The organism is Oribacterium sp. KHPX15 (assembly GCF_900107835.1).
GTDB lineage: Bacteria > Bacillota > Clostridia > Lachnospirales > Lachnospiraceae > Oribacterium.
In genome coordinates this window covers 1-25,774 of the sequence record NZ_FNRG01000020.1, presented here as the reverse complement: position 1 = coordinate 25,774, position 25,774 = coordinate 1, and the positions used below count along the sequence as shown (strand labels likewise).

The following is a 25,774-nucleotide window of genomic DNA, read 5'->3' as shown; positions in this document are numbered from 1 at the left end:
TAAAAATAATTCAAGAAACATCTAGTGAAATTATTTTTAATAAACCGGCATCTAGTCCGTTTCATCCATTACATACACTATCGATCTTATCCAGCTCGTCCTTAGTAAATGTGGTGTTCTCCAGTGCCTTTATATTATCCAAAATCTGACCCGGTCTTGAAGCTCCGACTAGAACCGATGTTATACAGTCATCCTTCAATATCCAGGAAAGTGCCATTTCTGACAGCTTTTGACCGCGCTCAGCTGCTATCTCATTAAGGCTTCTTACTGCATCCCTCTTTTCGATTACCGTACTTTCTTTTAGGAATCTTCCGTCAGTGCGGATTCTGCTGTCAGCAGGAATTTCGTCAAGATACCTGTCAGTAAGGAGTCCCTGTGCAAGAGGTGAAAAACAGATAATTCCTTTCTTAAGTTCCTGCGCTTTCTCCTTGAGACCATTCTTTTCGATAGTTCTGTCAAGAATGCTGTAACGATTCTGATTGATGACAAAAGGAACCTTGAGATCACTAAGGATTGCTGAGGCTTTTTCCAGAGTCTCACCGTTATAGTTTGATAATCCGACATACAGGGCCTTTCCGCTTCTCACGATCTGCTGAAGAGCCCCCATGGTTTCCTCCAGAGGGGTTTCCGGATCCATTCTGTGATGATAAAAGATATCTACATAATCAAGTCCCATACGCTTAAGAGACTGGTCAAGGCTTGAAATCAGGTATTTTCTGCTTCCCCAGTTTCCGTAAGGTCCCGGCCACATGTCATATCCGGCTTTTGTTGAAATGATAAGCTCATCTCTGTAACCCGGGAAAACTTCTTTCATGATCCTTCCAAAATTAATCTCTGCACTTCCCGGCTTAGGACCATAATTGTTTGCAAGATCAAAATGTGTTATTCCGTTATCGAAGGCAGTGGTACACATATTGACCATGTTTTCATAATTCCCGGTATCACCAAAATTATGCCAGAGTCCCAGTGATATCTTCGGAAGCTTCAGTCCCGAAGCACCACATCTGTTGTACTCCATTTTTTCATATCTGTTATCATCAGCGCTGTACATGTACTATCCTCCTGTTTGTCAGCTTTTTTCAGTCGCATTCTTCTTAGGCTGTTTTTTCTTCCTGAATCTGTTCACCAAAGTAATCAGCAGTATCACCAGCGCGATGCCTCCCACAACTTTAGCTATATCTCTCCAGGGGATTACATCCTTGATCATCTGTATATCAAGCTTTCTTTCGCCGGTGACGAAGATCAGGTAGTCGCCAAAGTCTTCCGTTGCCTGTACATTACCGTTTACGGTAAAGCTGTAATTTTTCCATTCCGGCTTATGTACACGGATCTTTCGTTCACTGAGACCGTCCTCCGGAATTTCCACAATGTAGTGGTTTTCCTCCGGCATGCTGAAGCCCAAAACGTCCTCTTCCATAAACTGTCCGTCAACGATAAGTACGGGTTTACTGCTGTCCATATAATTCTGAGGAGCATTCAACAGCGCCACCGGAAGGTAATAGGAAGCATTGACCACGATGTCATCTTCTATAACTGTATCCAACGGCTGATCCCACTGTATAAAGAAACCTTCCTTCTCTTCTACCTCAGGAAATTCCACGTCTTTAAGGAGTGTTCCGGGAGCTGCTTCCTTTATGTCGATAAGATTCCCACCAAGCATAAACTTCACAAGAAGTGTCCCCAGAGGAGCCGGCGACTCTTCAGCCATTCCGGCGTAATCAATGTTATCGATGGCGCCGTAGTTACCGCCGTAGTAGACATTACCCCAAAGTACATCAGAATCAAGCTTATCGATCTTTCCTGCGACAGAGCCAGCGTACTCTTCATCACCAAGGATAGTGACTGCTGCACTGTTGTAGGTAAGTGTGGTTCCGTATCCTGCGATGCCGCCTACATTCTTTTCACCGGTAATACGGCATCTTGCGGTATTCTGATCAAGTGTTCCATCGGAGTAGCCGGCGATACCACCTACAAAATGTCCGCTTTCTGATTTAACGTCACCTGTATTCTGGTTGCCTGAGAGGTAACCAATCTCCAGCTTTCCGCAGATTCCTCCGGTGTAATTTCCGCGGCCTTCAACATTGGCAAGATTCTCAGAACCCATAAGGATTGCTGAAGCTCCGAAGCTGTAATCGAGAGACCTGTCGTTTGACTTTATTATATCCTTTTCAGGATCCAGGTCATATTCTATACCGATGGTTCCTGCGATACCGCCTACACCTATGTCGCCGGAAACATTTCCTGCATTTTTACATCCGATGATCCTGGAAGTGGAATTTCCGGGAGCGGAAGTGTCATTGAATACTCCGCCGTTATCCGCAATGTTATTAAGACGGTCACGTTCATTCTTTAAAAGGTCAGTAATGCTGCTGAAACGCCTGTTGATTTCCGACAGATTGTTCAGTACCTCCATGCTGTCATCACGGCCAAAGGCACTTAAGCTGTCAAGCTGAGCAGAGAGACTGTCCAGCTGGGCATAAAGCTTGTCTCCCGCTGCCCGGATAACAGGACTGCTTTTCACGTTAATGTTTATGCCGTTTGAAATGCCTGTAAGTGTTCCTCCCAAAGACGAACTGAACTTTGAAAGACCTGATGAGGCATTATCCATATCCCCGAGAGAATCAAGAATATTGCTGACTGATGCATTGAGAGCTGCGCTCCTGCGATTAAAATCAGTCTGCACAGTTCCATTTGCAATCAGCTCCCGTTGCCTGCGGAGACCCTCAAGCATAGTGCGGGTGGCGCGTACATTACCCAAAAGACGGTTAATTCTGGTGGCACCTTCGTTAACCCTTGCCTGTCTTGCTTCCGGTACCTCGGGAAGCAGATGGTTCTGTGCTTCAGCTACAAATGCACTGCTGTAATTAAGATCCTCCCGAAGCTGGTTATTCTGGGCAATCAAAGCATTCTTTTCTGCATCAGACATTGAAAATGCATATGCGAGATCGTCGATGGAAGCGCTGAGATTATCTGACATCCGGCTTAAGTCATCCAGACTGTCATCCAGATAGTCCATATCACCGCCTATGTCTCCGACAGCATTAAGCAGTATCTCTGTACTTGAATTAATGGTTTCCGCAAGCTCGTCGAAACGCTCCAGGGAAGCATTATACATAGTATTTGTTGAGTTCTTGACTTCCGTAAGGGTTCTGGAAATCCCGTTCAGGCGGTCATAGGTGCTGTTGGTCATACCCTCTGTTGTGTTCAGAGTATCTGTCACCAGGACGCTGATCTGATCTATCTCATCAGAAAGAGAAGTTAGCACATCCGGTGAGAAATCCACCGTAATCTCCGGCTGCTGCTGACCTGCGATTCCTCCGGTATCCTTACGCCCTAAGACGGATCCTTTGTTCACTGAGTTTTCGATGGCTCCGCCGTTTCGCCCGGTGATGCCACCGGTATTGTAGCCGATATGGCTGTAGCCTGTGTCCCCGGTAGATTCACAGTTCCGTATGGTTCCTGTTCTCAGGTTATATCCCGCAATGCCTCCGGTATCCACCCTGTTCTTGAAATTCTCAACATTGTTAATGTTTTTGGTTATAAGGATATTTTCCAGGATATCCTTGATATCCTCCGTGGAAACGCTGCTCTCCCGAACCGAAGTATTGACTCTTGCGGAGCTGCTGCAATCCTCGATGAGTCCTTCGTTTCTTCCGGCTATAGCTCCTGTAGCATTGTCTCCCTCAAGGCTTCCGGAAACATGACACCCACGGATCACGCCTGTGTCGCCGTTTAATGCAGATAGTATACCGGTCGTGGTCTTTCCGCTCACGTTGCTTTTCACGGTAATGTTTTCCACGAGACCGTAATTCTCTGAAACAAAGGCCGCAGTTTTATCACGCTCCGAAGTGACAACAGAGGAGAGTTCCAGATTCTGTACTGTTCCTGCGGGACCGATAGTGCGGAACATGGGATTTCCGGATCTTACATTTAAGATCTTATGGTCATTTCCCAAAAAGGTTCCGTTAAAGTAGGAAATCGTTGGGAACGTCGCTTCATCCGAAAAATCCAGATCCGTGTTAAGGTTAACGGTTATGTTGTTGGACCAGACATTAGCCCTGCACTTTTTTGCAAAGCTTTTGTAGTCCTCTATGGAATTTATGATGATGGTATCCTTATTCTCTGAATCATTATTTTCAGAGCCGGTACTTATGGAACCGTTGTTTATGGAGTCATCTTTATCGGAACCAGTATCAATGGAACTTACTTCCGTGGTCTCCGGAGCGACTGTCTCAGCCGCATATATCATTCCGGGTGTATTCATCAGCACCGCCGGGATCATCATACAGAGGAGGGCTGTCTTCATTATTTTTTTACTGTTTTTCTTCATGATCAAGATACTCCTCTAAATTCTGTCCTTCATTATCAGCAAGTTTCTGTATATCTCCGGAAATGATGTTGGCCCGCACATCTCCGCGAACGATGCCGTGTACCGTACCGAGGATCTGTCCGTCGATATGTCCATGTATACGACCGTCCACTCTGATGATGCCGCTCTCCTCCCTTGACTTTATCGGTCTCGCAACAGAGAACTTTGTCGCAGCGATGACCTTGTCACCCAAAAGAATGATTTGCGGAAGAACGAACAATACCAGGAACATTGAAAGCATTGTACCTCGTCCGAGACTCTGGCCGATGCCGGCGATGGCTCCGTCAGAGGTCAGGAATCCGATAACGGTTCCCGCAATTGCCAGGATGGAACCCGAAGTGATAATTGTCGGGAAAGCAAAGTTTACTGTTTCAATGATGGCTTCCTTACGTCCCATGGTCTTACGGTTCTCATCATAACGTGAGCCGATAACTATGGCGTAATCGATATTGGCACCCATCTGAATTGATGAAACGATAAGGTAGCTGATAAAGAAAATGTTTTCCTTCATAATGGTCGGGAAGGAGAAGTTAATGAAAATGGATCCCTCGATGACCATGATGAGAAGGATTGGCATGCCCACAGATTTGAATGTGAAAAGCAGGATCACTAAAACGAAGAGAAGTGAAACTACCGAGACGATAACATTATCCGTTTCAAACTGGGTGCCCAGATCCATCTCGGAGGTTGACTCTCCCACAACATATACATGGAGATCCGGGTTTTTATCCATATCGTCTTCAAAAACGGGATCGATCTCTTTGTGAAGTCCCCGCAGGAAAGCGAAGGTTTCCGCACTTTCCTCCGGAAGATTCAGGAACACCAGCATTCGCTCATAATTCTCGCCCCTGAGCTGTTTCTTTGCCATAACCAGTGTATCGTAGGTATCGTCGATATCTGCCCGGTCTTTTTCATCGAGATCCACATAACCTTCGTCTATTTTGCCGTGAAGGAACGTGAACACATCCAGGAATGGAATCTTGTATTTGTCGATACCTCCTATGATGTGACCGTACTCGTCCTTGTCTGAAGCGTACATGCCGTAAACCATTGCAGCCACATCGTAGTCAAGATCCGCCATCTCCGAAAACTGTCTCGGAGTCAGAGGCTGGGAAACCATATAACCGCCCTTGGCCTCAGTGTTGGCAAGAGAAGTTACGCTCTTTACTTCAGGCATGGCTTCCAGAGAGGCCGCAATTCGGGAAATCTTGTAGTAGTCGTGGCTGGGGACATTGATGGCGATCATATTGTTGCTGCCGAAGGTATCTCTGATCATGTCCTCCGTGATCTGGGCAGCACTGCGGATAGGAGTTTTCAGATTTGAGTAGCCGTAAACGTAGGGGCACTTTGAAGAAATGAAATAGCCCACGATAATCACAACCAGGAATATGGGCGGGATGAATGCTTTTGTCGCATATGCAAACTTTCCCACGAAGGGTATCTTCGGAACCAGGTTTTTGTGTTTTGTCTTCATCATAACATCGGAAAACAGCACAAGAAGACCCGGCATCAGAGTGAATACCGCGAAAAGACTTATGATGATGGATTTTGTAAGAGTAAGTCCCAGATCTCTTCCGAGACCAAAGCCCATGAAAAGAAGCGCAAGGAGTCCTGAAACCGTAGTAAGGGAGCTGGAGGAAATCTCCGGGATGGAATGACTGAGGGCAATGATGACCGCATCGCGGGTATCATAATACTGCCTCTGTTCCTTAAAATGGTTACAGAAGATAATGGCATAGTCGATTGACAGTGCCAGCTGCAAAACGATGGCCACAGAATTGGAAACGAAGGAAATAGTTCCCATCATGTAGTTGGTTCCCTTATTGATAAAGGCCGCAGATCCAAATGTCAGAAGAAGCACCGGCACCTCTCCAAAGGTTTCCGAAGTCAGAATCAGAACCAGAACCACAACCGCCGCCACTATAACGATGATCAGTTTCATTTCCTCTTCGATGGCTTCAGCCTGCACATCTCCAAGAGTGGTTGAAATATGAAGGTCGTAGGAGCTTAGTTTTTCCTTTAGACTGTTCAGGGAATCCAGACATCGCTCATCAGTTTCCGGATATTTGAAGACAACACTGAAAAGTGCGGAGGAATCATTATAATGCTCCCTTATCTCATCTATGGTGAGTTCTTCATCTTCCTTTGCCACCTCTCCGGAAGTAGGATTCAGATATTCCGGCAGGAAGCCGGCTTCAAAAACACCGGGAGTCTCTTTTATGGTATCGCACACGGAAAAAGCCTCCCTGAGGGAGATGTTCGATACCATGATTTTGGCAGATCCAAAGGTGGTATACTCCTCCTCCATGAGATCCATGGCCTGCCTTGTTTCAGTATCTTTGCTAAGGTAGGCAGAAAGATCATTTTCCACCGACACCCAGTTCTGGGAGAAGAAGGAAAAGATCAGGAGAATTGCATAGATCAGGAAAAACAGATTTCGCTTATCCACGATAAACGAACAGATCGTTACCAGGGGGGACTTATGATTCTCCATGGCAGTTACTCGCTTTCATAAAGATTTTTCATGAATTTTTATGTTTAATACGTCACGAATGAAACGCCCGCATGACAACATTAACATAAAAAATCACATGGTAACAGTATACCACTTTACCATGTGGTTTGAGTACGCCAAAGATAGCAATGCGTGTATTTTTTAACTTTATTCCTTATTGCAAAAATACGCAACGCCTGTATCGATATGGTGCAAAGTGGTGACAATGAAAAGATTTTTTAGCTTTTGGTTTTGTGATGATTTGGTGCTAGAATATACGAGCTGTAATTTGAAGTTATTGCTATGGCTATAGTTTCGGTCCCAACAGATCGGAATCTGTATGTCCGGAATTGATTATAAAATTATGTATTTACAGAGGTGCCCTATGAAAATATTTTCAACATTAAAGGAACTTTTTATCTTATCCTTTGCAACCGCCATCATTGCAGCTGCCGTATATTTCTTACTCATACCTACTCATGCATCCATCAGCAGCATTTCCGGTCTTGCCATAGTACTGGTTAACTTTGTACCCTTCACCATGTCACAGATAACCATGTTTTTGAATGTCATCCTTCTCATCATAGGTTTCTTCACCTGTGGAAGTGAATTTGGATACAAAACAGTATATACATCTATCCTGCTTCCCATATATCTCTGGATTTTTGAAAAGTTTTTTCCTGCTATCTCCTCGCTTACCGGGGATTCACTTCTTGATGTCATATGCTATACTTTCATGGTAAGCATTGGCCTTGCCATCCTTTTTAACAGAAATGCTTCCTCCGGAGGACTTGATATCGTGGCAAAGATCCTAAACAAGTATTTCCGTATCGAAATGGGAAAGGCTTTGTCGGCTGCCGGAATCTGCATAGCATTATCCTCATATCTTGCATATGATGTAAAAACAGTAGTGCTAAGCCTCTTGGGAACATATCTCAATGGTATCGTGCTGGATCATTTTATATTTGACCATAATCTGAAACGTCGTGTCTGCATCGTTTCTCCAAAGAATGATGAAATAAGACAGTTTATTCTTAATGATCTTCACAGCGGTGCTACCATTTATAAAGCTATCGGTGCTTATCACCTCGATGAGCACGAAGAGATCATCACCATTGTGGACAAGCATGAGTTCCAGAAGCTTATGACATTTCTTGATACTGTGGATCCCCAGGCCTTTGTTACTGTATATCAGGTTAGTAATATCCAGTACAGACCCAAGAGTCTACCGGAAAGAAAATTTAGCTAAAAAAACCGGCCGGAACAGAGGTCTTTACTGCTTCTGTTTCGGCCGATAATAAGGAATTACATATTATGTCGACTATACTTAAAAAAAGTGCTCTAAACACAATAGGATTCGCAATCTGCTGCCTGCTTATATCCCTTATTTTTTATCATAATGTAGCCTGGGTGCGTTTTCTTCTTTGTAATGCAGTCTATTTTATGATCAACTGCGTTATGTACTGGTTTTCCTACAAGAACAGGAAAAAACGCAAACGTGCAGCAAGGGCGAAACGAATAACAAATACTGAAGACTAAAGTCAACTGTATCTGACAAGAGTCTCCATTTTACTTATACCACCGTTGACGATTCTCACCGGCAAAAACCGTCAACGGTGGTTAAATGGACGCTCTAAAAAAAAAGACGGTTCTCTATGTGATAGAGAGCCGTCTTTCATTTGGTTCATAGAATCCTGTTTAATAAAACATTATTCTGACTATTATCATTTTGTTTTCTCAATAAGTGCAAGTGCCTGCTCAACTATGTTATCTGCACATAAACCGAATGCCTTGAGAAGTTCTCCGGCAGGTCCGGAATGTCCGAACTCATCATTAACACCTACACGCTTAACCGGTACAGGATGATTTTCTGCAAGTACGGAGCATACTGCCTCTCCGAGACCACCGATGATATTGTGCTCCTCTACGGTTACGATCTTTCCACACTTCTCTGCTGCATCAAGGATAAGCTTTTCATCAATTGGCTTAATAGTAGGCATATTGATGAGATAAACAGATACGCCCTTATCCTGAAGAGTCTTACATGCCTCGATAGCCTCCGGTACCATAATACCTGTAGCGATGATGGCTACATCTGTACCTTCATTCAGTACCTCGCCCTTACCGATCTCAAATTTATAGTCCTCACTGTGGAATACAGGTGTTGCGGCACGGCCGAAACGCATATAAACAGGGCCTTTCATTTCATAGGCAGCCTTAACCATCTTCCTTGCCTCAACATCATCTGAAGGGCACATAACAGTCATACCCGGGATGGTACGCATAAGGGCAAAGTCCTCACAGCACTGGTGTGAAGCGCCGTCCTCACCTACAGAAATTCCACCGTGTGTGGCACCGATCTTAACATTCAGATGAGGATAACCGATGGTGTTACGTACCTGCTCGTAAGCACGTCCTGCTGCAAACATTGCGAAAGTGGAAACGAATGGTACAAGTCCCATTGCCGCGAGACCGGCACCAACATCTGTCATATTACACTCGGCAATACCACAGTCGAAATGACGATCCGGAAAAGCTTTCTGGAATATGCCGGTTTTGGTAGCACCTGCAAGATCCGCATCGAGAACAACGAGATCTGATGCAGAAGCGCCGAGCTCTTTTAATGCATTACCGTAGCTGTCACGTGTAGCAACTTTCTTTATATCAGCCATGATTTACGCCTCCTCAATTTCTTTGCGGGCAGCTTCAAGTTCAGCCATACCCTGTTCATACTCTGCATCATTTGGAGCTTTACCATGCCAGCCGGCCTGGTCTTCCATGTATGAAACGCCCTTACCCTTTGTAGTCTTCATAAGAATTACAGTCGGTTTCTCAGAGCCTGCGTTTTTGTGGAAAGCGTCAAACGCGTTTTCAATCTGCTCAAAATCGTCACCATCAATAGTGATAACATTGCAGCCAAATGCTTCGAATTTTGCATCAACAGGAGCTGTATTCATGACATCCTTGGTCCTGCCATCGATCTGCAGACCGTTAAGGTCAACGATGATGCAGAAATTGTCGAGTTTGTAGTGAGCAGCAAACATTGTTGCTTCCCAAACCTGTCCTTCAGCAAGCTCGCCATCACCGAGAAGTGTATAAACATGAATATCTTTTCCAAGATATTTTGCGCCCTTTGCCATTCCGGCTGCAGTCGAGATACCCTGTCCGAGAGAACCGGTGGACATATCAACTCCAGGTACAGTGTTCATGTTAGGGTGTCCCTGAAGATAAGAATCTATGTGACGAAGATTAGGAAGATCGCTTACAGGGAAGAAACCGCGAAGAGCGAGAGCCGAGTAAAGACCCGGTGCAGTATGACCTTTTGAAAGAACAAAACGATCGCGATCTTCCCATTTAGGGTTCTTCGGATCGATATTCATTTCCTTAAAATACAGATAGGTAAACATCTCTGCAGAGGAAAGACTTCCACCGGGATGTCCGGACTTAGCACCGTGTGTGGCTGTAAGAATACCTTTTCTCACTTCAACAGCTTTGAGCTTCAATTCCTTTAATTCAGAAGCATTCATTTGTGTTGTCATCTCCTTTTTGTCTTAAATCGGTAGCCGCCCTGTCCTTACTGAGCATTGGATCCAATCCATCAGATGATCCGGGGCATGACCTACCTTCGGCTTAATTGTTTCTGTAGAGTTTACAAATCAGTTTTGCAGCAACTCCTTTATCCGGAAAGATTAACAGTCCGGAGGGGGAATTATGTACCTCTGATAAGTAAACCGTCTGTTACTTATTCTAATGCAAGTTTACTAAAATGTATAGATTTACTGTCAAGAATGATATCCTGTTTTACCCACCGGAATTGATTTACAACCATTTGGAGAAATACCAAATGGTTTACCATAGCAAAAAACTTTTCACTTTATTTTTTTGTTTCAGCATAGTTTAAGCTTTCGGATATATAGTATGCCCATCGAAAGCAAAAACGCTTCGTCAGACAAATACACTCTATAACTATAAAGGATAAAAAAATGAAAAGAAAAAATATTGCTATCACAGCAACAACATTACTTACAGCATCTATAATGCTTAGCTCATGCGGCTCATCAGCTTCTTCAACAACAGCAACTACTGTTGAAGCAACACAGGATAACTCAGGAAATGCTATGCAGAGCAACAGACCTGATGGTCAGGGTGCGCAAAACGGTGAAAACGGTCACGGCGAAAACGGCCAGGGTGGTTCCGACGGCAATTTTCAGGGCGGTCCAAATGGTGAAGGTGGTCAGGGCGCTCCGGATGGAAATGGCCACGATGGCCCCGGCGGCATAAATGGCGGCGGTGATTTTGAACCCGGTAACGGACAAGGTGGCCCCGGCGGTAATGGCCAGGGCGGCCACGGCGGCATGCCCGGTGGCAACGGTCAGGGTGGTCCCGGTGATATGCCCGGCGGCGGTTCCTCCAAGCCTGAAAGCTACGCTGCCGTAAATGATATAACTTCAGACGCAGAGCTCACAGGAAACATCGAATCAACAGGAACAGATCAGAATGCAGTTCTCGTATCAAACGGTGCAACCGCCACCATCAGGAACGCAAACATCACAAGAAACTCCTCTGATTCAACCGGTGGTGACACAAGTTCCTTCTACGGTGTGGGTGCGGCTGTTCTTGCAACAGACGGCACAGCTTATGTTTCCAACTCAACCATCACAACCGATGCCAAGGGCGGTGCAGGTGTATTTGCCTACGATAGGGGTGTCAGCTACGTGGCTGATACAACCATCACTACAGCAAAGGACACATCCGGCGGTATCCACGTAGCCGGCGGCGGAACACTCTATGCCTGGAATGATACTGTAACCACAAACGGCGAGTCTTCAGCAGCCATCCGTTCTGACAGAGGCGGCGGAAAGATGGTTGTGGACGGCGGAACCTATGTTTCAAACGGAAGCGGTTCTCCGGCTGTATACTCAACTGCCGACATAAGCATTAACGGAGCAACCCTTACAGCAAACGGTTCAGAAGCCATCTGTATCGAAGGTGACAATGAGATCAGACTTTTCAACTGTGACCTTTCAGGTAACATGGCTGACCTTTCACAGAACAAGCTTACATGGAATGTCATCCTCTATCAGTCCATGTCCGGAGACTCAGAAGTAGGTAATTCCGTCTTCGAGATGGACGGCGGTACACTTACAGCAAAGAACGGCGGCATGTTCTACTCAACAAATACCCAGTCCACATTCACTTTGAAAGATGTAGACATTACCTATGCTGAAGACAATGACTTCTTCCTCAGAGTTACCGGAAACAGTAATGAGCGCGGATGGGGAAGCACAGGAGCAAACGGCGCAGACACAACATTTACAGCCATCTCTCAGGACATGGAGGGTAATGTCATCTGGGATTCCATCTCTCAGCTTGACTTCTACATGACTGAGGGCTCAACACTTAAGGGTGCCTTCGTGGACGATGAGTCTGATGCAGGTAACGGAGGAAACGGCTACGCTTCTGTTTACATCGACAGCACTTCAACCTGGACTGTTACAGATAACTCAACTGTTACAAATCTTTACTCAGAAGGTAAGATCGTTGATGCATCCGGCAAGACTGTGACCATCGTAGATAAGGACGGAAATGTAATAGTTTCCGGCGATTCAAACTACATTGTGACAGTTACCGGCGACTATAAAGAAAGTGTAGATCTGTCAGGCGCTAACAAGCTTAGCAGCTGGTCAGATTACAAAGTAGAAAAGCCATCTCAGCTCTCCTGACTCGCTTAACAATTATAAGAAAAAAATAAGTCGGTTCTCATAAAATGAGAACCGGCCTTATTTCTTCGGCTGAGTGTATTTTTCCTAATTATAATCCCATAAACTCGCCATAGATCATGACTGCATTCCTCACACAATCATCACAGGCGCATAACGGTTTTCCGTCTGTTATGGCTTTAAGATCTCTGCATTTTAGAGCTCCGCATCTTCTTTGGAACTCTTCCTGAATTTTCTTTGTTGCCATAACAGCACCTTTACCTTCTGTTTTGAGGCCTGCTATCATTGCTGCACCTATCATGGCTCCGCATGTGGCTTCCATATTGCCCATTCCCGCAGCAAATCCGGAGGATATCTGTCGAAGCTGCTCTTCAGTAAGTGTAGTTTGGTCAGCTAATACTTTTGTCACTGCCTGCGAACAGTTGCATACTCCTGAGCTCTTTAATTCCGCAGCTAATTCTGCTCTTTCTTCTAATGTCATTATTTAAAACCTTCCTTTGCCTTAATCTTACAAATACCCTGAGTCATCGTTCCCATAGGACAGAAAGAACACCAGGTTCTCTCTTTATACAATACCATCACTATAAGTCCTATAAGTGTTGATGTGAGCATCAGACTATAGAATCCAAAGCCAAACTGAGCTACCCAGTCAGGGAGTACGCTTCCGTTATAAGCCCATTGCCACGGAACTCTGAAGGTCCAGAAAAGCTTTATTGCTTTTCTTAGTGTCCCTGCTCCGGAAAACACCAGATATGTCTGGAATACCATGGTTCCGAACATAGTGAGGAAGAATAACAGAAATCCATACCTGAACCATTTTGATGATAGCCATTTGGGTGCAGGCTTTCCTCTTGAACATTTAAAATTCCTGCCAAGCACCCAGAAAAGCTGTCCTCTGCCACACATATGGTTGCAGAACCATTTATTGCCACCTACAGCGGCAAAGATAAGCGGAAGAATAAAATCTATCATTCCGAGCCATGCAAATAGGATGTTGAAAAATCCAAGAGCAAAATAGATTATTGACCAGATCCAAAGGTAGTCATGCCAGTGTTTTTTCTTATTTACTGCCATTTTCCACCTCCGTAACCTTTATTGAACCCGCAGGACATGCCTTTTCACATAAACCACAGCCCACGCATTTACCGGTATCCACTACCGCATAACAGCCTTTATAAATAGATATGGCATTTCGTGGGCACTGCAGGGCACATACCCCGCAGGCAACACATCTGTCTATATCATTAACAGCTTTTCTCATTTTCAATATCCTCTTTCTGCATTTGTATCTTATGCTATTTCCTTTAACTTTATTTGACTACTTGTGTTTCCCAGATGATAACCTTATTATATGTGGTATAGATTTTATATCAAGTACACAGTTTTTATTTACCTGGTAAGGAAAAGTATACCATGAGAAAAAAAGAGAACCATGAACCATTATGTGAAGATATAGCCGGACAGAATTGTGGGCTGAAAAGAATAATTGACAAGATTGGCGGAAAGTGGAAGATAATGATCCTTTGCGTCATTGATAAGAATGAAGTAGTGAGATACGGGGAATTGAACCGCTCCATACATGGGATCACTAACACCATGCTCGCTAACTCATTGAAAGAGCTGGAAGCAGACGGGCTTGTCGAAAGAAAACAATATGACGAGATGCCTGTTCGGGTAGAATACAATCTTACCGAAAAAACAAAAAGCCTCATCCCCATCCTTCTTGAACTGAAGAAATGGGGTGAGGATAATCTGTAAAAACTCATCTTCCGATGGATTGAGATAAGCTATTACTTCTTGGAAATATCTCCCTCATAAGAAGCCTTATATCTTTTTTCATATGCTCCTATGATTTCATTAAGACGCTCATGCAGTTCATCCCTGTCTGCACCGCCATCATAAAGCTGTATCATCAGGAACAAAGGTGCATATAGTTCCAGGGCGAGATTTCTTGCACCAAGTGCCTTTGCTTTATCGTTCAACTTATCTTCCTTTATCATGGCACTTAATAAATCTTCCGAATACTTCACCGGCCCTTCGCAGATCATTTCCTGGTACTGCTTCATCTTTTCATGACTTTTGTACTGCTCCAGCATAAGCATCTTTCGGAATGCCACGGCGAATTCATTTTTTGTCCAGAAATCAAACTGATTAACAGCAAAACAGCAGAACTCATGAAAGCTGCGGTTTTCATACGAATCAGCCTGAGCCTCTTTGGTTTCGACGGGGACATTGTCCTCCTGAGCCCTTTCGGCATCAAGCTCTGTCATTTTTTCCAGTATCTTATCGTATATCTCCTGCTTACTGACAAAATGTCTGTAAAGTGCTCCTTTTGTGATGCCGATCTCATCCGCGATCATACTGATGGAAACTGCATCATAACCACGCTCAGCAAAAAGCCTTAGGGATACCAGTAATATTTCATCTTTAGTCGTTTTCATATTTATACCTAAAAATCATAAGCGAATTAAACAGGGCTACTCGTTTATAACGTATGTGTTAAAAAAGTAACCGGAAGTTTACTTGAAGCGTAAACTCCCGATTATCTTTTGTCAATCAGCCCAATAACCGGCGACAGAAAGCTGTTCACCCGAATAACTGGCCCGGCAGTTTTTTCTTTTCTTTAAAGGGAAAACCGGCTTCGAACTTCTCGAATCCCTCCGGATCATTTTGACAGACAAAATACCCGCTCGGATCAGTCCATGTCCCATCGATTCCATCCAGGTATCCCTGCTTCAATTCAAGACAAAGAAGATAATCTGCCTCAGGATCATCGGCATAGCGTATGCCCTTTGATTTGGATGGAACGAATCCGGACTTTCCGTAAAAGTCGATATTTCCTTCCATGATTACGGCTCCATAACCCGCCTCCTTAGCCTTTTCAAGAGTGGCGTCCAAAAGCTGCTTGCCATATCCCTTTCGCTTAAACTCATTTGCGATACAGATTGGTCCCAGTGTGATGACCGGCTTAATGTTTCCATCGTTAAGTAGTATTTCCGAGCGACAGTACATAGCATGCCCAATCAGCTCTCCGTCGAGTTCCATAATATAATCAAGCTCCTTGATAAATGCTGGATCATCCCGAAAACAATGCATAACGTAATGCTCCATACACCCGGGTCTGTAGACATTCCAAAAAGCATCCCGTATCAAATTTTCAACATTTCTATAATCTTTTTCTTCTTCAAGTCTGATTGTTATACCCATATTTACTTCCTTTCCAGGACCTGACACCATACCTTTACACAAATGTAACCGAACGTTTACATTTGTAATTGTAAACGTTCGGTTACTTATTGTCAATATTTCAAAGACCTTTGCTATATCCGGGATATGGTCAACACCGGTCAAGAACACTCATCACATCCAGCGTTTCCCTGGCATACCTTTCCCATTCCCTGTAATCTTTCTCATCTATGATCCGGGCAAAATCAATGAATTCCCGGGTCATTCTGTGATGAGTCTCCGACGGGACAAATTCTTCTATTTTTGTTTTCCGTGTCATGGCACCTGCTGCATCCTTTACAAGTTCACCGCTGTCATCAACAGTCACGATAGTAAGATTCGGTGCAACATTCGGTTTTCCATCAATCTTCATATAACCCTTTTCACCCTGAACAGTCACAAAACAGGGACTGTCAGAATCTTTGGCGCCGGTGCATACAGCAGAGAATCCGTCATATTCCATCACCAGAGTTCCTGAGGTGTCCACCCCGTTAAATCCTCTGTTCGGATGATACGAAACCTTTTCAGGTCTTCCGAACAGCTCCGCGGCATAATGGATGTTGTAGACATTGATATCCCTAAGAGCACCGCTCAGGCATGCAGGATCAAAGGCAGGGTCAACATCTCCGGCAAGATATCTGTCATATCGGCTGGAATACTGAGAATAATTGGCCGTCATCATGCGGATCCGTCCGAGTTTTGGCAATGCCTCTTTCATCTTAAGGATCACATCATTGTGAAGGACCGTAATTGCTTCGAAAACAAAACAGCCCTTCTCTTTTGCAATGTCGATCAGTTCTTTTGCCTCCTGATAATTTCCGACAAAAGGCTTTTCAAGTATTACATTTATACCTTTTTCCAGTGCCTTCTTTGCATATTCAAAATGAACCATGTTTACCAGTCCGATATAAACCGTATCCACATGACCACTATCAAACATCTCATCATAATCAGTGAAGACTTCAGTAATACCATATTTCTTTGCAAGCTCTACTCCCTTTTCACGGCTTCGAGGTCTTGCAAATATCGACTTTAGCTTTATATCTTTGATCGGCTGCATGGCAAACAATGCATCAACTACAATTTTACCTGTTCCAACTATACCTAAATTCATAATGATTCCTCCTGCAAGGTTCACTAGAGCCTTTTTTCCTTGACTAAATTTTTTATAGCGGTCTTTACACCATCAAATAATACCCCGATGCGAATAAAAAATATCATTGCTGTCCTGTCATCATAACACTATAGCTATGATTTTTATATATAATACTTCTCTTCTACACTAGGAATCAGGTCAATGCCAAGTCTCGGTTCATTGTGATAACCATTAGCCGCCATGATGATTTTTCAATAACCCGTTTGTCCGAAACAGACATATCGTTTTTTATTAAGCTATGCGATTATAAGTACATGTTAATTTTTTAACGTTATTTATTGTAGTATGAAATACGGGAGAAATATCATGAAGAGAAAAATCATATCAACTGTTCTCATCGCAGGAATGGTTATGACAGGATGCGCTGCCACAGGAACTCCTGAGGCAACAACAGCAAGTACAACAGAAACTGCAACAGCAGCTGCAGGCGAAACCACAGCAGCTGCTGAAACAGGGGAAGAAACTCAGGCAGATGGCGCTGAAGCCGGCGGAGATCTTAAGGACGGAAGCTACGACATCACTGTTGACGGACGTAACGGAAAAATGACAGTTACCACCGTTATCAAGGACGGTGCAATAGCTGAAGTAACCATCGGCGACAATACAGAAACCCCTGAAGTTGCTACTACAGCATTGGAGCAGCTTCCCAAGGCTATCGTTGATGCCGGAACACCTTTTGTTGATGCCGTTACCGGAGCAACCATTACCTCAGATGCCATCATGGAGGCAGTAAAGGGTGCCATTACCGCAGCCGGCGGAAATCCTGACAGCTTTTCAAAGGATACAGGCGCCAACAAGTCAACTGAAGTAAAGGAACTTGAGGCAGATGTAGTTGTAGTTGGAGCAGGTGCAACCGGCGTTTCCGCAGCTCTTACCGCACAGCAGAACGGTGCTAATGTAATCCTCCTGGAGAAAGCCGCAACTCCCGGTGGTGTATCCATCATTGCAGGTGGTCCTATGGGTATCGATTCAAAGGATCAGCAGGAGGCAGGTGTTGCAGGAACATTTACAACCGCTGATGTTCTTAAATACTGGCAGGATTATAACTGCTGGATGGATGACGGACAGCTCTTCTATAACATTTCCAACCGCTCCGGAGAGACCATCGACTGGCTCGAGGAGAACGGAATGGAATTCACCTTTATGGGTACAGAGCAGGCTGCTCACGCTGACGGTTTCCAGACCTATCACATCTACAAGGATCAGGAGAACAAAGCAGGCTACTACACAACTCTTATCGATAAGTTTACAGAGGCCGGCGGCCAGGTTTACTTCGAGACACCGGCAACCGAACTCAAGGCTGAGAATGATGCCATCACAGGTGTTATCGCAACTGCAAAGGACGGCACAACCTACGATATTTCCTGTAAGGCAGTTGTTCTCGGAACAGGCGGATTCGGTGCCAATGCCGAGATGATCGAGGAAGAGGTTGGATTCCCTCTTGAGACATTTACAACAGGTACTCAGACCGGTGACGGCGCTACCATGTCACGTGCCATCGGTGCAGGAAAAGGAAAGACTATCCAGCAGTATCACGGTGTAACTTCTTATTCAGGTATCCAGACCGGTCAGGGCAAGGACGAGATCGCAAAGGCTATCTACATGCCTACAAGCGTTTGGGTAAACAGACGTGCCGCAAGATTCTGTCCTGAAGACCTCAACTATGACACAGCTCTCTGCTCAAATGCGGCAGCTACACAGGGTGAATATTTCTATTCCATCATTTCAGAGGATATGGTAAAGGCTCTCGAAGAGGGCGGCGCAAAGGCACTGGATGTTGATACAGCAGTAGCTTATGAGCCTACCATCCCTATGTTCTCAATCGATGAAGGCTGGACCGAATTCCGTGCTGCTCTCGAGGACGGAGTTTCAAAGGGCATCGTATTTAAGGGTGCTAATGTTTCCGAGCTCGCAGCAAACATGGGCATCGATGCTGAGACTCTTGAGAAGACATTGGCAGACTACAACGCATCCTGCGAGAATGGCGTAGATCCTGTATACGGAAAGGCTTCTAAGTATTTGAAGAGCCTTGGAGACGGAACACTTTACGCAGTAAAGGCAAGACCTGTTTCACTTGGTGGTATCGGCGGAGTTCTTGTTAACTCAAACCTTCAGGTAATCAAGGATGACGGAACTGTGATCAAGGGACTTTATGCAGCCGGAAATGATGTTGCAGAAATGTTCAACAATTCTTATCCTTTAGTTGAGGGTGTAACTATGATGAATGCACTCTCAGGCGGAAGAATCTGCGGTGAGGAAGCTGCAAACTACGCTAAAGGCTGATTGAATGATCACCTTAAAAGAAAATTAAACCCTACTGTTCCTGAAACATTGGTCAAATCTTAGCTAACCATCACCGGCGGATTGAGCAATAAATTGTGGGCAGAAAAGATTAGACGGAAAAAAGCACATGCCAAATGCTTTTTCTCCGTCTTTTTTGTTATAATCATCCTTATGAATAAACAGGAATTATTTGAAATAATAACAAAATCAAAGGATCTGCAGAGTTTCGTGGATGCCTGCGCCTTAAACATTAAAAATCCTTTTTGGATAATGGATGGCTCTTACAGGGTTCTGGCCCAATCACATGATCCGGATGCCAGGGATTATCTCATCGATTTTGACGCCGGCAAAACCATGGAAAGAGTTAATGCCTGGGTTGATAACGGACTTCTGGAAAAAGTAAGCGGAAATCGAAAACCCGTCTTCTTACATGATGATCATATAGATGAAGACATTGTGATCATGGATATCATTTACGAGAGACGACCCATAGGAAAACTCACCATTGTTCTCCATGAAAATATGACTGAAGACGAAGTCATCAATATAAGCAATGCCGCTGCCGTGTATCTGAGGGTCTCATCGGAAACACCGGGAACCACCTATGAGCAGGCATTGGCATTACTCTTACAAGACACACCGGAATCAGAACACACCGGACGAAAAATCCTTGAGAATGTCGGATACCTGGGAAAGCCGCCCTATCATATAGTTAAGGCTGATGTTAAGGACAAAGAACGCATCGAGATACTCCGGGCATTCCTTGTGGATATAAGAAGCTCCGACCCAACGCTTGTCGGTGCCATAATCAGCAACCAATGCTATATTCTTCTATGCAATGGGCATGATATACCTGACCGGCTTATCAGAAAAAAAGTACGGCTTGGATACAGCCTTCCCTTTGCGAAATTACATTTGGTAAAATCCTATGCGATCCAGGCAGACATAGCTCTTCTAAACGGAAACGGTAAAGCCGAATACTTCAAAGACCACTATGATGCCTTTATTCAGGAATGCATACGCCTTGGTTCCGGTGATAAAGCGGGAGCCTTCATCATGCCGGAAATACTTGAGATACTGAAGTATGACGCGGAATATAAAACAGAATATTTCGAGACATTAAAACACTATGTTCAGCTTAACTGCTCCAAACAAAAAACCGCAGACGCCATGAACCTCCATCTCAATACTGTAAAATACAGGATCAATCAGCTGGAAAAGACCTTCGGGATTGACTTCACTAAGATGGATGCAATATATGTGTCACTAGCTGCTGCGAAGATATGGATCGGGTAAACAATGCCGACATTTTCAGGTGATACCCAAACTTTTCTCGATGGGTTAATAGTTTAAGCTTGAGATAAAATGGCTCATCCGCCAAAAACGGATGAGCCATTTTATCTTTAATTTATTAATCTTTTACGAATTCATCTCTCATTGGATTAAAGCAATCAAGCAGTATACCTTCCTCAAGGCACACACAGCCATGCTCAATTCCGTTCTTCTTTAAAAGAGTATCTCCCGCACTTACTATCTTCTTTTCTTCACCTATTGTGAATTCAAACTTACCACTGACTATGTAGGTGATCTGGGTATGTGGATGAGAATGCATGGCACCGATACCGCCTTTTTCAAAATGATTCTCAACCACCATCATTTCGTCGGTATAACTGAGAATCTTTCTCTTTACGCCTTTACCGCACTCTTCAAAATCTATATCCTTATTGAATGTCCATATTGCATTTTTGGTATTTTTCATGTGAGCCTCCTTAAGGTTTCTTTTTTATAATCATATCCGAATCCTGAGCCACCTGCAAAATCTTTTTTTCCTTTAGCTTTATCTTTTTCTTTTTATTCATCTTTCAACCTCATCAATCCATCTATTTCCTTATAAAATCGGTATCCTTCTCAGGCATTCCGTCATCAGATATGTAGCGCTCTAACCTTGTCCTCAAACTTTATTATTTCAAATTATACTCAAAGAAATCCTTAATCTTATCAAAAGGTATGGCTTTCTTATCATCTCAGATACTCTCCTTATACGGATCTGCCCATTTCATAAGCTTCCTTTAATGCTTTGTGTCCTTCGATATCGCCTTGGTCATTTACACCGCCGGCAAAAACCTTTCCTTTGAACTCTGCCTTTTCAAAACAGTCTACCCAGCCCTGTACGCCACCAACAGCATGCTCGTCTACATAATCCTCATCTTCCGCAGCCACAGACAGCAGGTAAACATCTCTAAATTTATAATCTCTTGGGTAAAGAGAATTTGCACGGTCTATCATGGTCTTCATCTGTCCGCTCATCTCGTAGTAATAGATAGGTGTAGACCATACAACCACGTCTGCTTCCAAAATCTTTTCAGTGACCTCATTTGCATCGTCTTTGATAGTACAATATCCCAGCTTCTGACAGGCAAAACATCCGGTACAGAAACCGATATTCTTTCCTTTTAACGAAACAACTTCCACTTCGTTTCCGGCATCCTTTGCCCCAATCGAAAAGCTATCTGCAAGTTTGTCAGAATTGCTATCTTGTCTTAAACTTGTTTCAATTATCAATACTTTCTTTGCCATAAGTCCTCCTAATTTATGCCTAATGTGATAGTGACATCACCATGGCTTAGCAATTTTTCAAGTTCTTCCTGTGATAAATTAATCTTTCCAAGTCTTGTATACGCCCATGAATTTGAAGCGTTTGCTGTGCCATTTCCACATGCCGTAAAAATACATATAAGAATCAGCCACAGGACCAAACTGATATTTTTTCTTAGCATATAATCCTCTCTTATTCGGAGAAAGCTTTACTGTCTTCAAAACTTTTCGACATCTTCACTATACATCCTGGAGTTTACTCCAGGTCAATAGGCTTTCTTCATTTTATTTCTAAAAAAATTCTAAAATAAAAGTGAGTGGCAAACACGTATGCCACCCACTTCTGCACCTGATATATTATGTATTTCTTTCCTTCACTTCAAGCTTTTACGATTTCAATAGAACGGGTAGAAAATCGGAAGAAGTATCATGCTTACCACAAAGCTAACAGCACTTACAATATGAGGATTCAAATCTCAACTATTTCAAGCTTCAGGATCAGGAGAGTCTCAGAACATTTTACATCCTGAGTCATCCGGACAGGTATATCTCAAATGCCGTATCTGCTTTCATTGATTACATTCAGGACTATTTTGGAATATTTCTCTGATATCAAGAACTAAGGATTACTGAAGAATTGACTCTCGACAAACGCATTTACTCATACGATAATAATTGCTATATCGCTTATTCGTTGGAGACATTTTATGAAATTACTGATCATTCGACATGGAGACCCGGACTACGAACATGATACACTTACAGAAACCGGATGGACAGAAGCAGCACTTCTGGCAGAACGTCTTTACAAAACAGAAGACATCAGGGATTTTTATGTTTCACCAATGGGACGTGCTCAGGATACTGCTTCCCTTACTCTGAAAAAATTCGAAAAACCAGCAGTTACACTTCCCTGGTTGCGAGAATTCAATGAAGCTTTGATCAACAGACCGGACGTAAAAAACCAAAAGAAGATTTCATGGGACTGGCTGCCTCAGGACTGGACACAGGAACCTCTTTTTTACGATGCTGATCATTGGTTGGATGCCAATGTTTTCAAAGAAAGCCCTGTCCCTGAAGCATTTCATAAAGTTACTTCCGGTTTGGATGAACTTCTTTTAAATCATGGCTACCGTCATGATAATAATTTATTTCGGGTTGAAAATGCCAATACGGATACTATAGCTTTATTCTGTCACTTCGGCGTAGAATGCGTTCTTCTGGCTCACCTTCTGCACATCTCTCCCATGCAGCTTTGGCATGGTTTTTGTGCCGCTCCCTCTTCTGTCACCGTGATATACTCAGAAGAAAGACGTAAGGGGATAGCTCAGTTCAGAGTTTCTTCTTTTGGAGACATTTCACATCTTTATGCAGGTGGCCGCTCTTCATCTTTTTCTGCCAGGTTTGCGGAAATATATGGTAACGGAGACCGCTTAGACTAAACTCCGGACGGACAATCAGTATAAAAAAACGGCTAGATCGACATGATCCAGCCGTTTGATTTAAATAAAGATGATTGAGCGCATATTATCTGATCATCGGTTTCCACAGGATTACCGAATATTTTATACTGATTATCTGATCAAAGCCTGTAGCAGAAAGCAAAGCTTAAATCACGCTTTGTTGAATTTTTCTTTGCCCTGCCTGCATTTTGGACATTTCCAATCATCCGGTAAATCCTCAAAAGCTATACCGTCATTTTCAGCAGGATCGTAAATATATCCGCAAACCGTGCAAACGTACTTACCAGTTGCCTTACCGACCGAAATCTCACCTACAGGCTTACTCTCCGGAGGATTATCGAGATCGATAACCTTCTTCTCTTCGAGGTTCTCATATCCCAGCGGTGTATGTGTAGAGAGATATACCGTAGGGTTGTTCTTTATAAATTCTCGTACCGCATCCAGAGTATCCCTTGCAGCTTTAACATCCTCAAACACAATGGAAAGCTTGTTTTCATAAAGTGCTTCATCTGTATAGGTTACATCCCCATGGATCATGTAAAACAGATTACCGTCCTCCACGATCACAATGCTGTTGCCTGTTGTATGTCCCTTCGCCTCAATAAACCAGACCCCGTCGGCAATCTTCTTTGAGGCTTTAAAGTTCTTATAGGCTCCATCCGTAAAGTCCACGGGCACAACATTTGAAAATGTTTTAAGTTCATCTGCCTTGCATTCTTCTCTTGCAGCATAAATCGTTGCATTTGGAAAAGCGCGCAATTCTCCGGTATGATCGGCATGTTTATGGGTTATCAGAATTTTGCTGATCTGCTCAGGCTTATACCCGGCATCAGCAAGTGCATCCACATAATTTGCCACTTTCTTTCCCATATAAATCATGGTTTTCTCATCCGGCACCTGTTCCGGCATTTCAGAAGGCACACCAGTATCTACAAGTATGACTTCACTTCCGGTATCGATCACATAGTTCTGAAGGCTCGACCGATATTTTTTGCCCGGGTCTATACCCTCTTTTCCTTCTCCGCCAAATGCAAGGAACTGTGTCATGAATCCATTTTCAAATAGTTTTACAGCTTTAATGATCATTCTGTTTCCTCCTGCGAAAAGCATTTTTCTCCTATAAGTCAACTAAATATATTGTCGGCCCAATTATCAGAACACATAAGCTGACTTGCCCATTAATGAGTCATGATCACCTGGTCAGAATATTTATCATTTATTTCTTTAAGCTTTAGGTGTTTTTGTCACTGCTTATTATGTCAGGTGTGAAACCCTGAGCCAAGGCTTCCTTACACACGTCAAGATCGAAGTTGCTGCGACCATTGCTGGCATCAAATAAAACGCCTCTTTCTTTCGCCTTCCAAAGTCCTTTCAATACCTTTCCGTCATTTCCCAGACCTTTCCAAACTTGAAAATAATGTTGGAGCAAGTCTGTTTTTACGTAAAAACAGAAAGATGATTCCTACAGCGGCAGGACAAATATATTTTAGATTTGCTCATCAGGTTGCGGAGCTGGAAAATAACGCTTTGCTTCAGATACAGGATTGAGATTCACATAGTTCCGTAATTATTGTTTATCATCTTTCATCTTATTGAGCTCATCGTAATAAGTCTTGTATCTGTAAGCTGTCCTACGGCTGCATAAACCGGTATCTACAATCTCCATTATGGTCTTTCCACTTTCATACTGGACAACGAAGTCATTATAGCCCTGCATCCACTGCTCGTCATGTTTCTTTCTTCCGCCGATTTTTCTATTTTTGTAGTATTCAAGTTCTTCTTTGAGCCTTGCGTTTTCGTCTTCCAACTCTTTGATTCTTTTTAAAGCATCTTCAATTGTCATTTTTTTCATGATATCGCCCCTCTCTGTGCCATATGCACTGTGACACAAGCATAGCATTAAGTGAATTTTGTGTCAATATATTTATGGCATATCTCCTGAAAAACATAGCGCATTGCTTTTTTTAATGTCATTCCCGAATGCCTACCATATAAAACCCCGCTGCAGAACATTATTATAGCCGGTTTGTTTATTATATAAAGATGATAGAGTGCATATTATCTGATCATCGGTTTTCAGAGGGTTGCCGGCAGATTTGGGGGCTGCCGGCTTTAGAGTAGTAGTGTGAAAGATAGTAGAGGACAGCCATAAACTGGCGCACTTAAACAAGCTATCCAAAGAATAGCGTTTAGCAATAATATTGATTATTTAGAATAATGTCATGAAGCTATCGGGGATTCTTTTAGTATTCCTTCGGCAATTAAGAGTTTCATGGCTTGTTTGATAGCCTTTTCCTTCTGTTTTTCTTTGAGAGGTTCTGGCATATCAATTTTGTAAAGATCGGTTGGATTCCATACTTCGCCTGTAGACAGCATTTGATAGGCAGCTGTAAGGATCATCCTGGCGATCGCAATGATAGCACGTTTCTTACCACGGCGTTTCATTATGCTTTCATATTTGAATTTGTA

21 protein-coding genes and 1 pseudogene are annotated in these 25,774 nt (G+C 43.5%); 6 read left to right on the top strand and 16 right to left on the bottom strand.

Annotated elements, in window-relative coordinates:
* Positions 1-61: 61 nt before the first annotated feature.
* From BLV86_RS11915 to BLV86_RS11905, 3 genes are read right to left on the bottom strand one after another with little or no spacing between them, the layout of a single operon-like run.
* Complete coding sequence (locus tag BLV86_RS11915) at positions 62-1,051, bottom strand: aldo/keto reductase (RefSeq protein ID WP_090817644.1); 990 nt, start codon at positions 1,049-1,051, stop codon at positions 62-64.
* An 18-nt stretch (positions 1,052-1,069) separates the two neighbouring features.
* A complete protein-coding gene (locus tag BLV86_RS11910; RefSeq protein WP_090817641.1) occupies positions 1,070-4,330 on the bottom strand; it encodes a GLUG motif-containing protein in 3,261 nt (1,086 codons plus the stop codon).
* Positions 4,314-6,863 (bottom strand): MMPL family transporter, encoded by a 2,550-nt coding sequence (locus tag BLV86_RS11905; protein ID WP_090817638.1) that lies wholly within the window; start codon positions 6,861-6,863, stop codon positions 4,314-4,316. Before BLV86_RS11905 ends, BLV86_RS11910 begins: the two co-directional genes overlap by 17 nt.
* 385 nt (positions 6,864-7,248) lie before the next feature.
* Between BLV86_RS11905 and BLV86_RS11900 the strand changes: the two genes are divergently transcribed.
* Positions 7,249-8,112: a YitT family protein gene (locus BLV86_RS11900; protein ID WP_090817635.1), complete on the top strand. Its 864-nt coding sequence runs from the start codon at positions 7,249-7,251 to the stop codon at positions 8,110-8,112.
* Between the two features lie 475 nt (positions 8,113-8,587).
* Here BLV86_RS11900 and BLV86_RS11890 read toward each other — a convergent pair whose 3' ends face one another.
* On the bottom strand, positions 8,588-9,535 hold the full coding sequence (locus BLV86_RS11890) for a transketolase family protein (protein ID WP_090817629.1): 948 nt from the start codon (positions 9,533-9,535) through the stop codon (positions 8,588-8,590).
* A gap of 3 nt (positions 9,536-9,538) precedes the next feature.
* A complete protein-coding gene (locus BLV86_RS11885; protein ID WP_090817627.1) occupies positions 9,539-10,390 on the bottom strand; it encodes a transketolase in 852 nt (283 codons plus the stop codon).
* 456 nt (positions 10,391-10,846) lie between these two features.
* On the opposite strand from BLV86_RS11885, the gene BLV86_RS11880 reads away from it, so the two are divergent.
* A complete protein-coding gene (locus BLV86_RS11880) occupies positions 10,847-12,586 on the top strand; it encodes an autotransporter outer membrane beta-barrel domain-containing protein (RefSeq protein ID WP_090817624.1) in 1,740 nt (579 codons plus the stop codon).
* 88 nt (positions 12,587-12,674) lie between these two features.
* Here BLV86_RS11880 and BLV86_RS11875 read toward each other — a convergent pair whose 3' ends face one another.
* The 3 genes from BLV86_RS11875 to BLV86_RS11865 are packed head-to-tail and all read right to left on the bottom strand — an operon-like array spanning position 12,675 to position 13,844.
* Positions 12,675-13,064, bottom strand: coding sequence for a C-GCAxxG-C-C family protein (locus BLV86_RS11875; protein WP_090817621.1), 390 nt, complete (start codon positions 13,062-13,064; stop codon positions 12,675-12,677).
* On the bottom strand, positions 13,064-13,657 hold the full coding sequence (locus BLV86_RS11870) for a 4Fe-4S binding protein (RefSeq protein WP_090817619.1): 594 nt from the start codon (positions 13,655-13,657) through the stop codon (positions 13,064-13,066). The genes BLV86_RS11875 and BLV86_RS11870 overlap by 1 nt, the downstream gene beginning before the upstream one ends.
* Positions 13,644-13,844, bottom strand: a complete 201-nt coding sequence (locus tag BLV86_RS11865) for a 4Fe-4S binding protein (RefSeq protein ID WP_029201945.1) — start codon at positions 13,842-13,844, stop codon at positions 13,644-13,646. Before BLV86_RS11865 ends, BLV86_RS11870 begins: the two co-directional genes overlap by 14 nt.
* 152 nt (positions 13,845-13,996) lie before the next feature.
* On the opposite strand from BLV86_RS11865, the gene BLV86_RS11860 reads away from it, so the two are divergent.
* Positions 13,997-14,341 carry a winged helix-turn-helix transcriptional regulator gene (locus BLV86_RS11860; RefSeq protein WP_090817615.1) on the top strand — a complete coding sequence of 115 codons (345 nt, stop codon included), beginning with the start codon at positions 13,997-13,999 and terminating at the stop codon, positions 14,339-14,341.
* Positions 14,342-14,373: 32 nt separating this feature from the next.
* Here BLV86_RS11860 and BLV86_RS11855 read toward each other — a convergent pair whose 3' ends face one another.
* The 3 genes from BLV86_RS11855 to BLV86_RS11845 form a co-directional block, all read right to left on the bottom strand.
* Complete coding sequence (locus BLV86_RS11855; protein ID WP_090817612.1) at positions 14,374-15,024, bottom strand: TetR/AcrR family transcriptional regulator; 651 nt, start codon at positions 15,022-15,024, stop codon at positions 14,374-14,376.
* Between the two features lie 145 nt (positions 15,025-15,169).
* The gene (locus tag BLV86_RS11850; protein WP_090817609.1) at positions 15,170-15,790 is read right to left on the bottom strand and encodes a GNAT family N-acetyltransferase; all 621 of its coding nucleotides are present in this window, start codon (positions 15,788-15,790) and stop codon (positions 15,170-15,172) included.
* 130 nt (positions 15,791-15,920) lie between these two features.
* Positions 15,921-16,922 carry a Gfo/Idh/MocA family protein gene (locus BLV86_RS11845; RefSeq protein WP_090817607.1) on the bottom strand — a complete coding sequence of 334 codons (1,002 nt, stop codon included), beginning with the start codon at positions 16,920-16,922 and terminating at the stop codon, positions 15,921-15,923.
* A gap of 348 nt (positions 16,923-17,270) precedes the next feature.
* On the opposite strand from BLV86_RS11845, the gene BLV86_RS11840 reads away from it, so the two are divergent.
* Complete coding sequence (locus tag BLV86_RS11840; protein ID WP_175456532.1) at positions 17,271-19,247, top strand: FAD-dependent oxidoreductase; 1,977 nt, start codon at positions 17,271-17,273, stop codon at positions 19,245-19,247.
* 171 nt (positions 19,248-19,418) lie between these two features.
* A complete protein-coding gene (locus BLV86_RS11835) occupies positions 19,419-20,543 on the top strand; it encodes a helix-turn-helix domain-containing protein (RefSeq protein ID WP_139297916.1) in 1,125 nt (374 codons plus the stop codon).
* Positions 20,544-20,658: 115 nt separating this feature from the next.
* Here the strand turns inward: BLV86_RS11835 and BLV86_RS11830 are convergent, their stop codons facing one another.
* Together BLV86_RS11830 and BLV86_RS11825 are read right to left on the bottom strand one after the other, a co-directional pair.
* Positions 20,659-21,006, bottom strand: a complete 348-nt coding sequence (locus BLV86_RS11830; protein ID WP_031550356.1) for a cupin domain-containing protein — start codon at positions 21,004-21,006, stop codon at positions 20,659-20,661.
* Between the two features lie 278 nt (positions 21,007-21,284).
* Positions 21,285-21,824, bottom strand: coding sequence for a flavodoxin family protein (locus BLV86_RS11825; protein ID WP_090817598.1), 540 nt, complete (start codon positions 21,822-21,824; stop codon positions 21,285-21,287).
* Positions 21,825-22,549: 725 nt separating this feature from the next.
* On the opposite strand from BLV86_RS11825, the gene BLV86_RS11815 reads away from it, so the two are divergent.
* Positions 22,550-23,284 carry a histidine phosphatase family protein gene (locus tag BLV86_RS11815; protein WP_090817591.1) on the top strand — a complete coding sequence of 245 codons (735 nt, stop codon included), beginning with the start codon at positions 22,550-22,552 and terminating at the stop codon, positions 23,282-23,284.
* Positions 23,285-23,455: 171 nt separating this feature from the next.
* Here BLV86_RS11815 and BLV86_RS18780 read toward each other — a convergent pair whose 3' ends face one another.
* The 3 genes and pseudogenes from BLV86_RS18780 to BLV86_RS11795 all read right to left on the bottom strand — a co-directional run.
* The gene (locus tag BLV86_RS18780; RefSeq protein ID WP_031550346.1) at positions 23,456-24,391 is read right to left on the bottom strand and encodes an MBL fold metallo-hydrolase; all 936 of its coding nucleotides are present in this window, start codon (positions 24,389-24,391) and stop codon (positions 23,456-23,458) included.
* 481 nt (positions 24,392-24,872) lie between these two features.
* A complete protein-coding gene (locus BLV86_RS11800) occupies positions 24,873-25,157 on the bottom strand; it encodes a hypothetical protein (protein WP_330373097.1) in 285 nt (94 codons plus the stop codon).
* 368 nt (positions 25,158-25,525) lie between these two features.
* Positions 25,526-25,774, bottom strand: a pseudogene (locus BLV86_RS11795) (IS110 family transposase); the annotation flags it as partial.

Bases quoted from the DNA above. Each gene is read 5' to 3' on its own strand.
- BLV86_RS11835 (WP_139297916.1), top strand. From the start codon at position 19,419: ATGAATAAACAGGAATTATTTGAAATAATAACAAAATCAAAGGATCTG.
- BLV86_RS11880 (WP_090817624.1), top strand. From the start codon at position 10,847: ATGAAAAGAAAAAATATTGCTATCACAGCAACAACATTACTTACAGCA.
- BLV86_RS11885 (WP_090817627.1), bottom strand. From the start codon at position 10,390: ATGAATGCTTCTGAATTAAAGGAATTGAAGCTCAAAGCTGTTGAAGTG.
- BLV86_RS11860 (WP_090817615.1), top strand. From the start codon at position 13,997: ATGAGAAAAAAAGAGAACCATGAACCATTATGTGAAGATATAGCCGGA.
- BLV86_RS11825 (WP_090817598.1), bottom strand. From the start codon at position 21,824: ATGGCAAAGAAAGTATTGATAATTGAAACAAGTTTAAGACAAGATAGC.
- BLV86_RS11800 (WP_330373097.1), bottom strand. From the start codon at position 25,157: ATGAAAAAAATGACAATTGAAGATGCTTTAAAAAGAATCAAAGAGTTG.
- BLV86_RS11830 (WP_031550356.1), bottom strand. From the start codon at position 21,006: ATGAAAAATACCAAAAATGCAATATGGACATTCAATAAGGATATAGAT.
- BLV86_RS11850 (WP_090817609.1), bottom strand. From the start codon at position 15,790: ATGGGTATAACAATCAGACTTGAAGAAGAAAAAGATTATAGAAATGTT.
- BLV86_RS11865 (WP_029201945.1), bottom strand. From the start codon at position 13,844: ATGAGAAAAGCTGTTAATGATATAGACAGATGTGTTGCCTGCGGGGTA.
- BLV86_RS11890 (WP_090817629.1), bottom strand. From the start codon at position 9,535: ATGGCTGATATAAAGAAAGTTGCTACACGTGACAGCTACGGTAATGCA.
- BLV86_RS11855 (WP_090817612.1), bottom strand. From the start codon at position 15,024: ATGAAAACGACTAAAGATGAAATATTACTGGTATCCCTAAGGCTTTTT.
- BLV86_RS11870 (WP_090817619.1), bottom strand. From the start codon at position 13,657: ATGGCAGTAAATAAGAAAAAACACTGGCATGACTACCTTTGGATCTGG.
- BLV86_RS11875 (WP_090817621.1), bottom strand. From the start codon at position 13,064: ATGACATTAGAAGAAAGAGCAGAATTAGCTGCGGAATTAAAGAGCTCA.
- BLV86_RS11900 (WP_090817635.1), top strand. From the start codon at position 7,249: ATGAAAATATTTTCAACATTAAAGGAACTTTTTATCTTATCCTTTGCA.
- BLV86_RS11910 (WP_090817641.1), bottom strand. From the start codon at position 4,330: ATGAAGAAAAACAGTAAAAAAATAATGAAGACAGCCCTCCTCTGTATG.
- BLV86_RS11905 (WP_090817638.1), bottom strand. From the start codon at position 6,863: ATGGAGAATCATAAGTCCCCCCTGGTAACGATCTGTTCGTTTATCGTG.
- BLV86_RS18780 (WP_031550346.1), bottom strand. From the start codon at position 24,391: ATGATCATTAAAGCTGTAAAACTATTTGAAAATGGATTCATGACACAG.
- BLV86_RS11915 (WP_090817644.1), bottom strand. From the start codon at position 1,051: ATGTACAGCGCTGATGATAACAGATATGAAAAAATGGAGTACAACAGA.
- BLV86_RS11815 (WP_090817591.1), top strand. From the start codon at position 22,550: ATGAAATTACTGATCATTCGACATGGAGACCCGGACTACGAACATGAT.
- BLV86_RS11840 (WP_175456532.1), top strand. From the start codon at position 17,271: ATGAAGAGAAAAATCATATCAACTGTTCTCATCGCAGGAATGGTTATG.
- BLV86_RS11845 (WP_090817607.1), bottom strand. From the start codon at position 16,922: ATGAATTTAGGTATAGTTGGAACAGGTAAAATTGTAGTTGATGCATTG.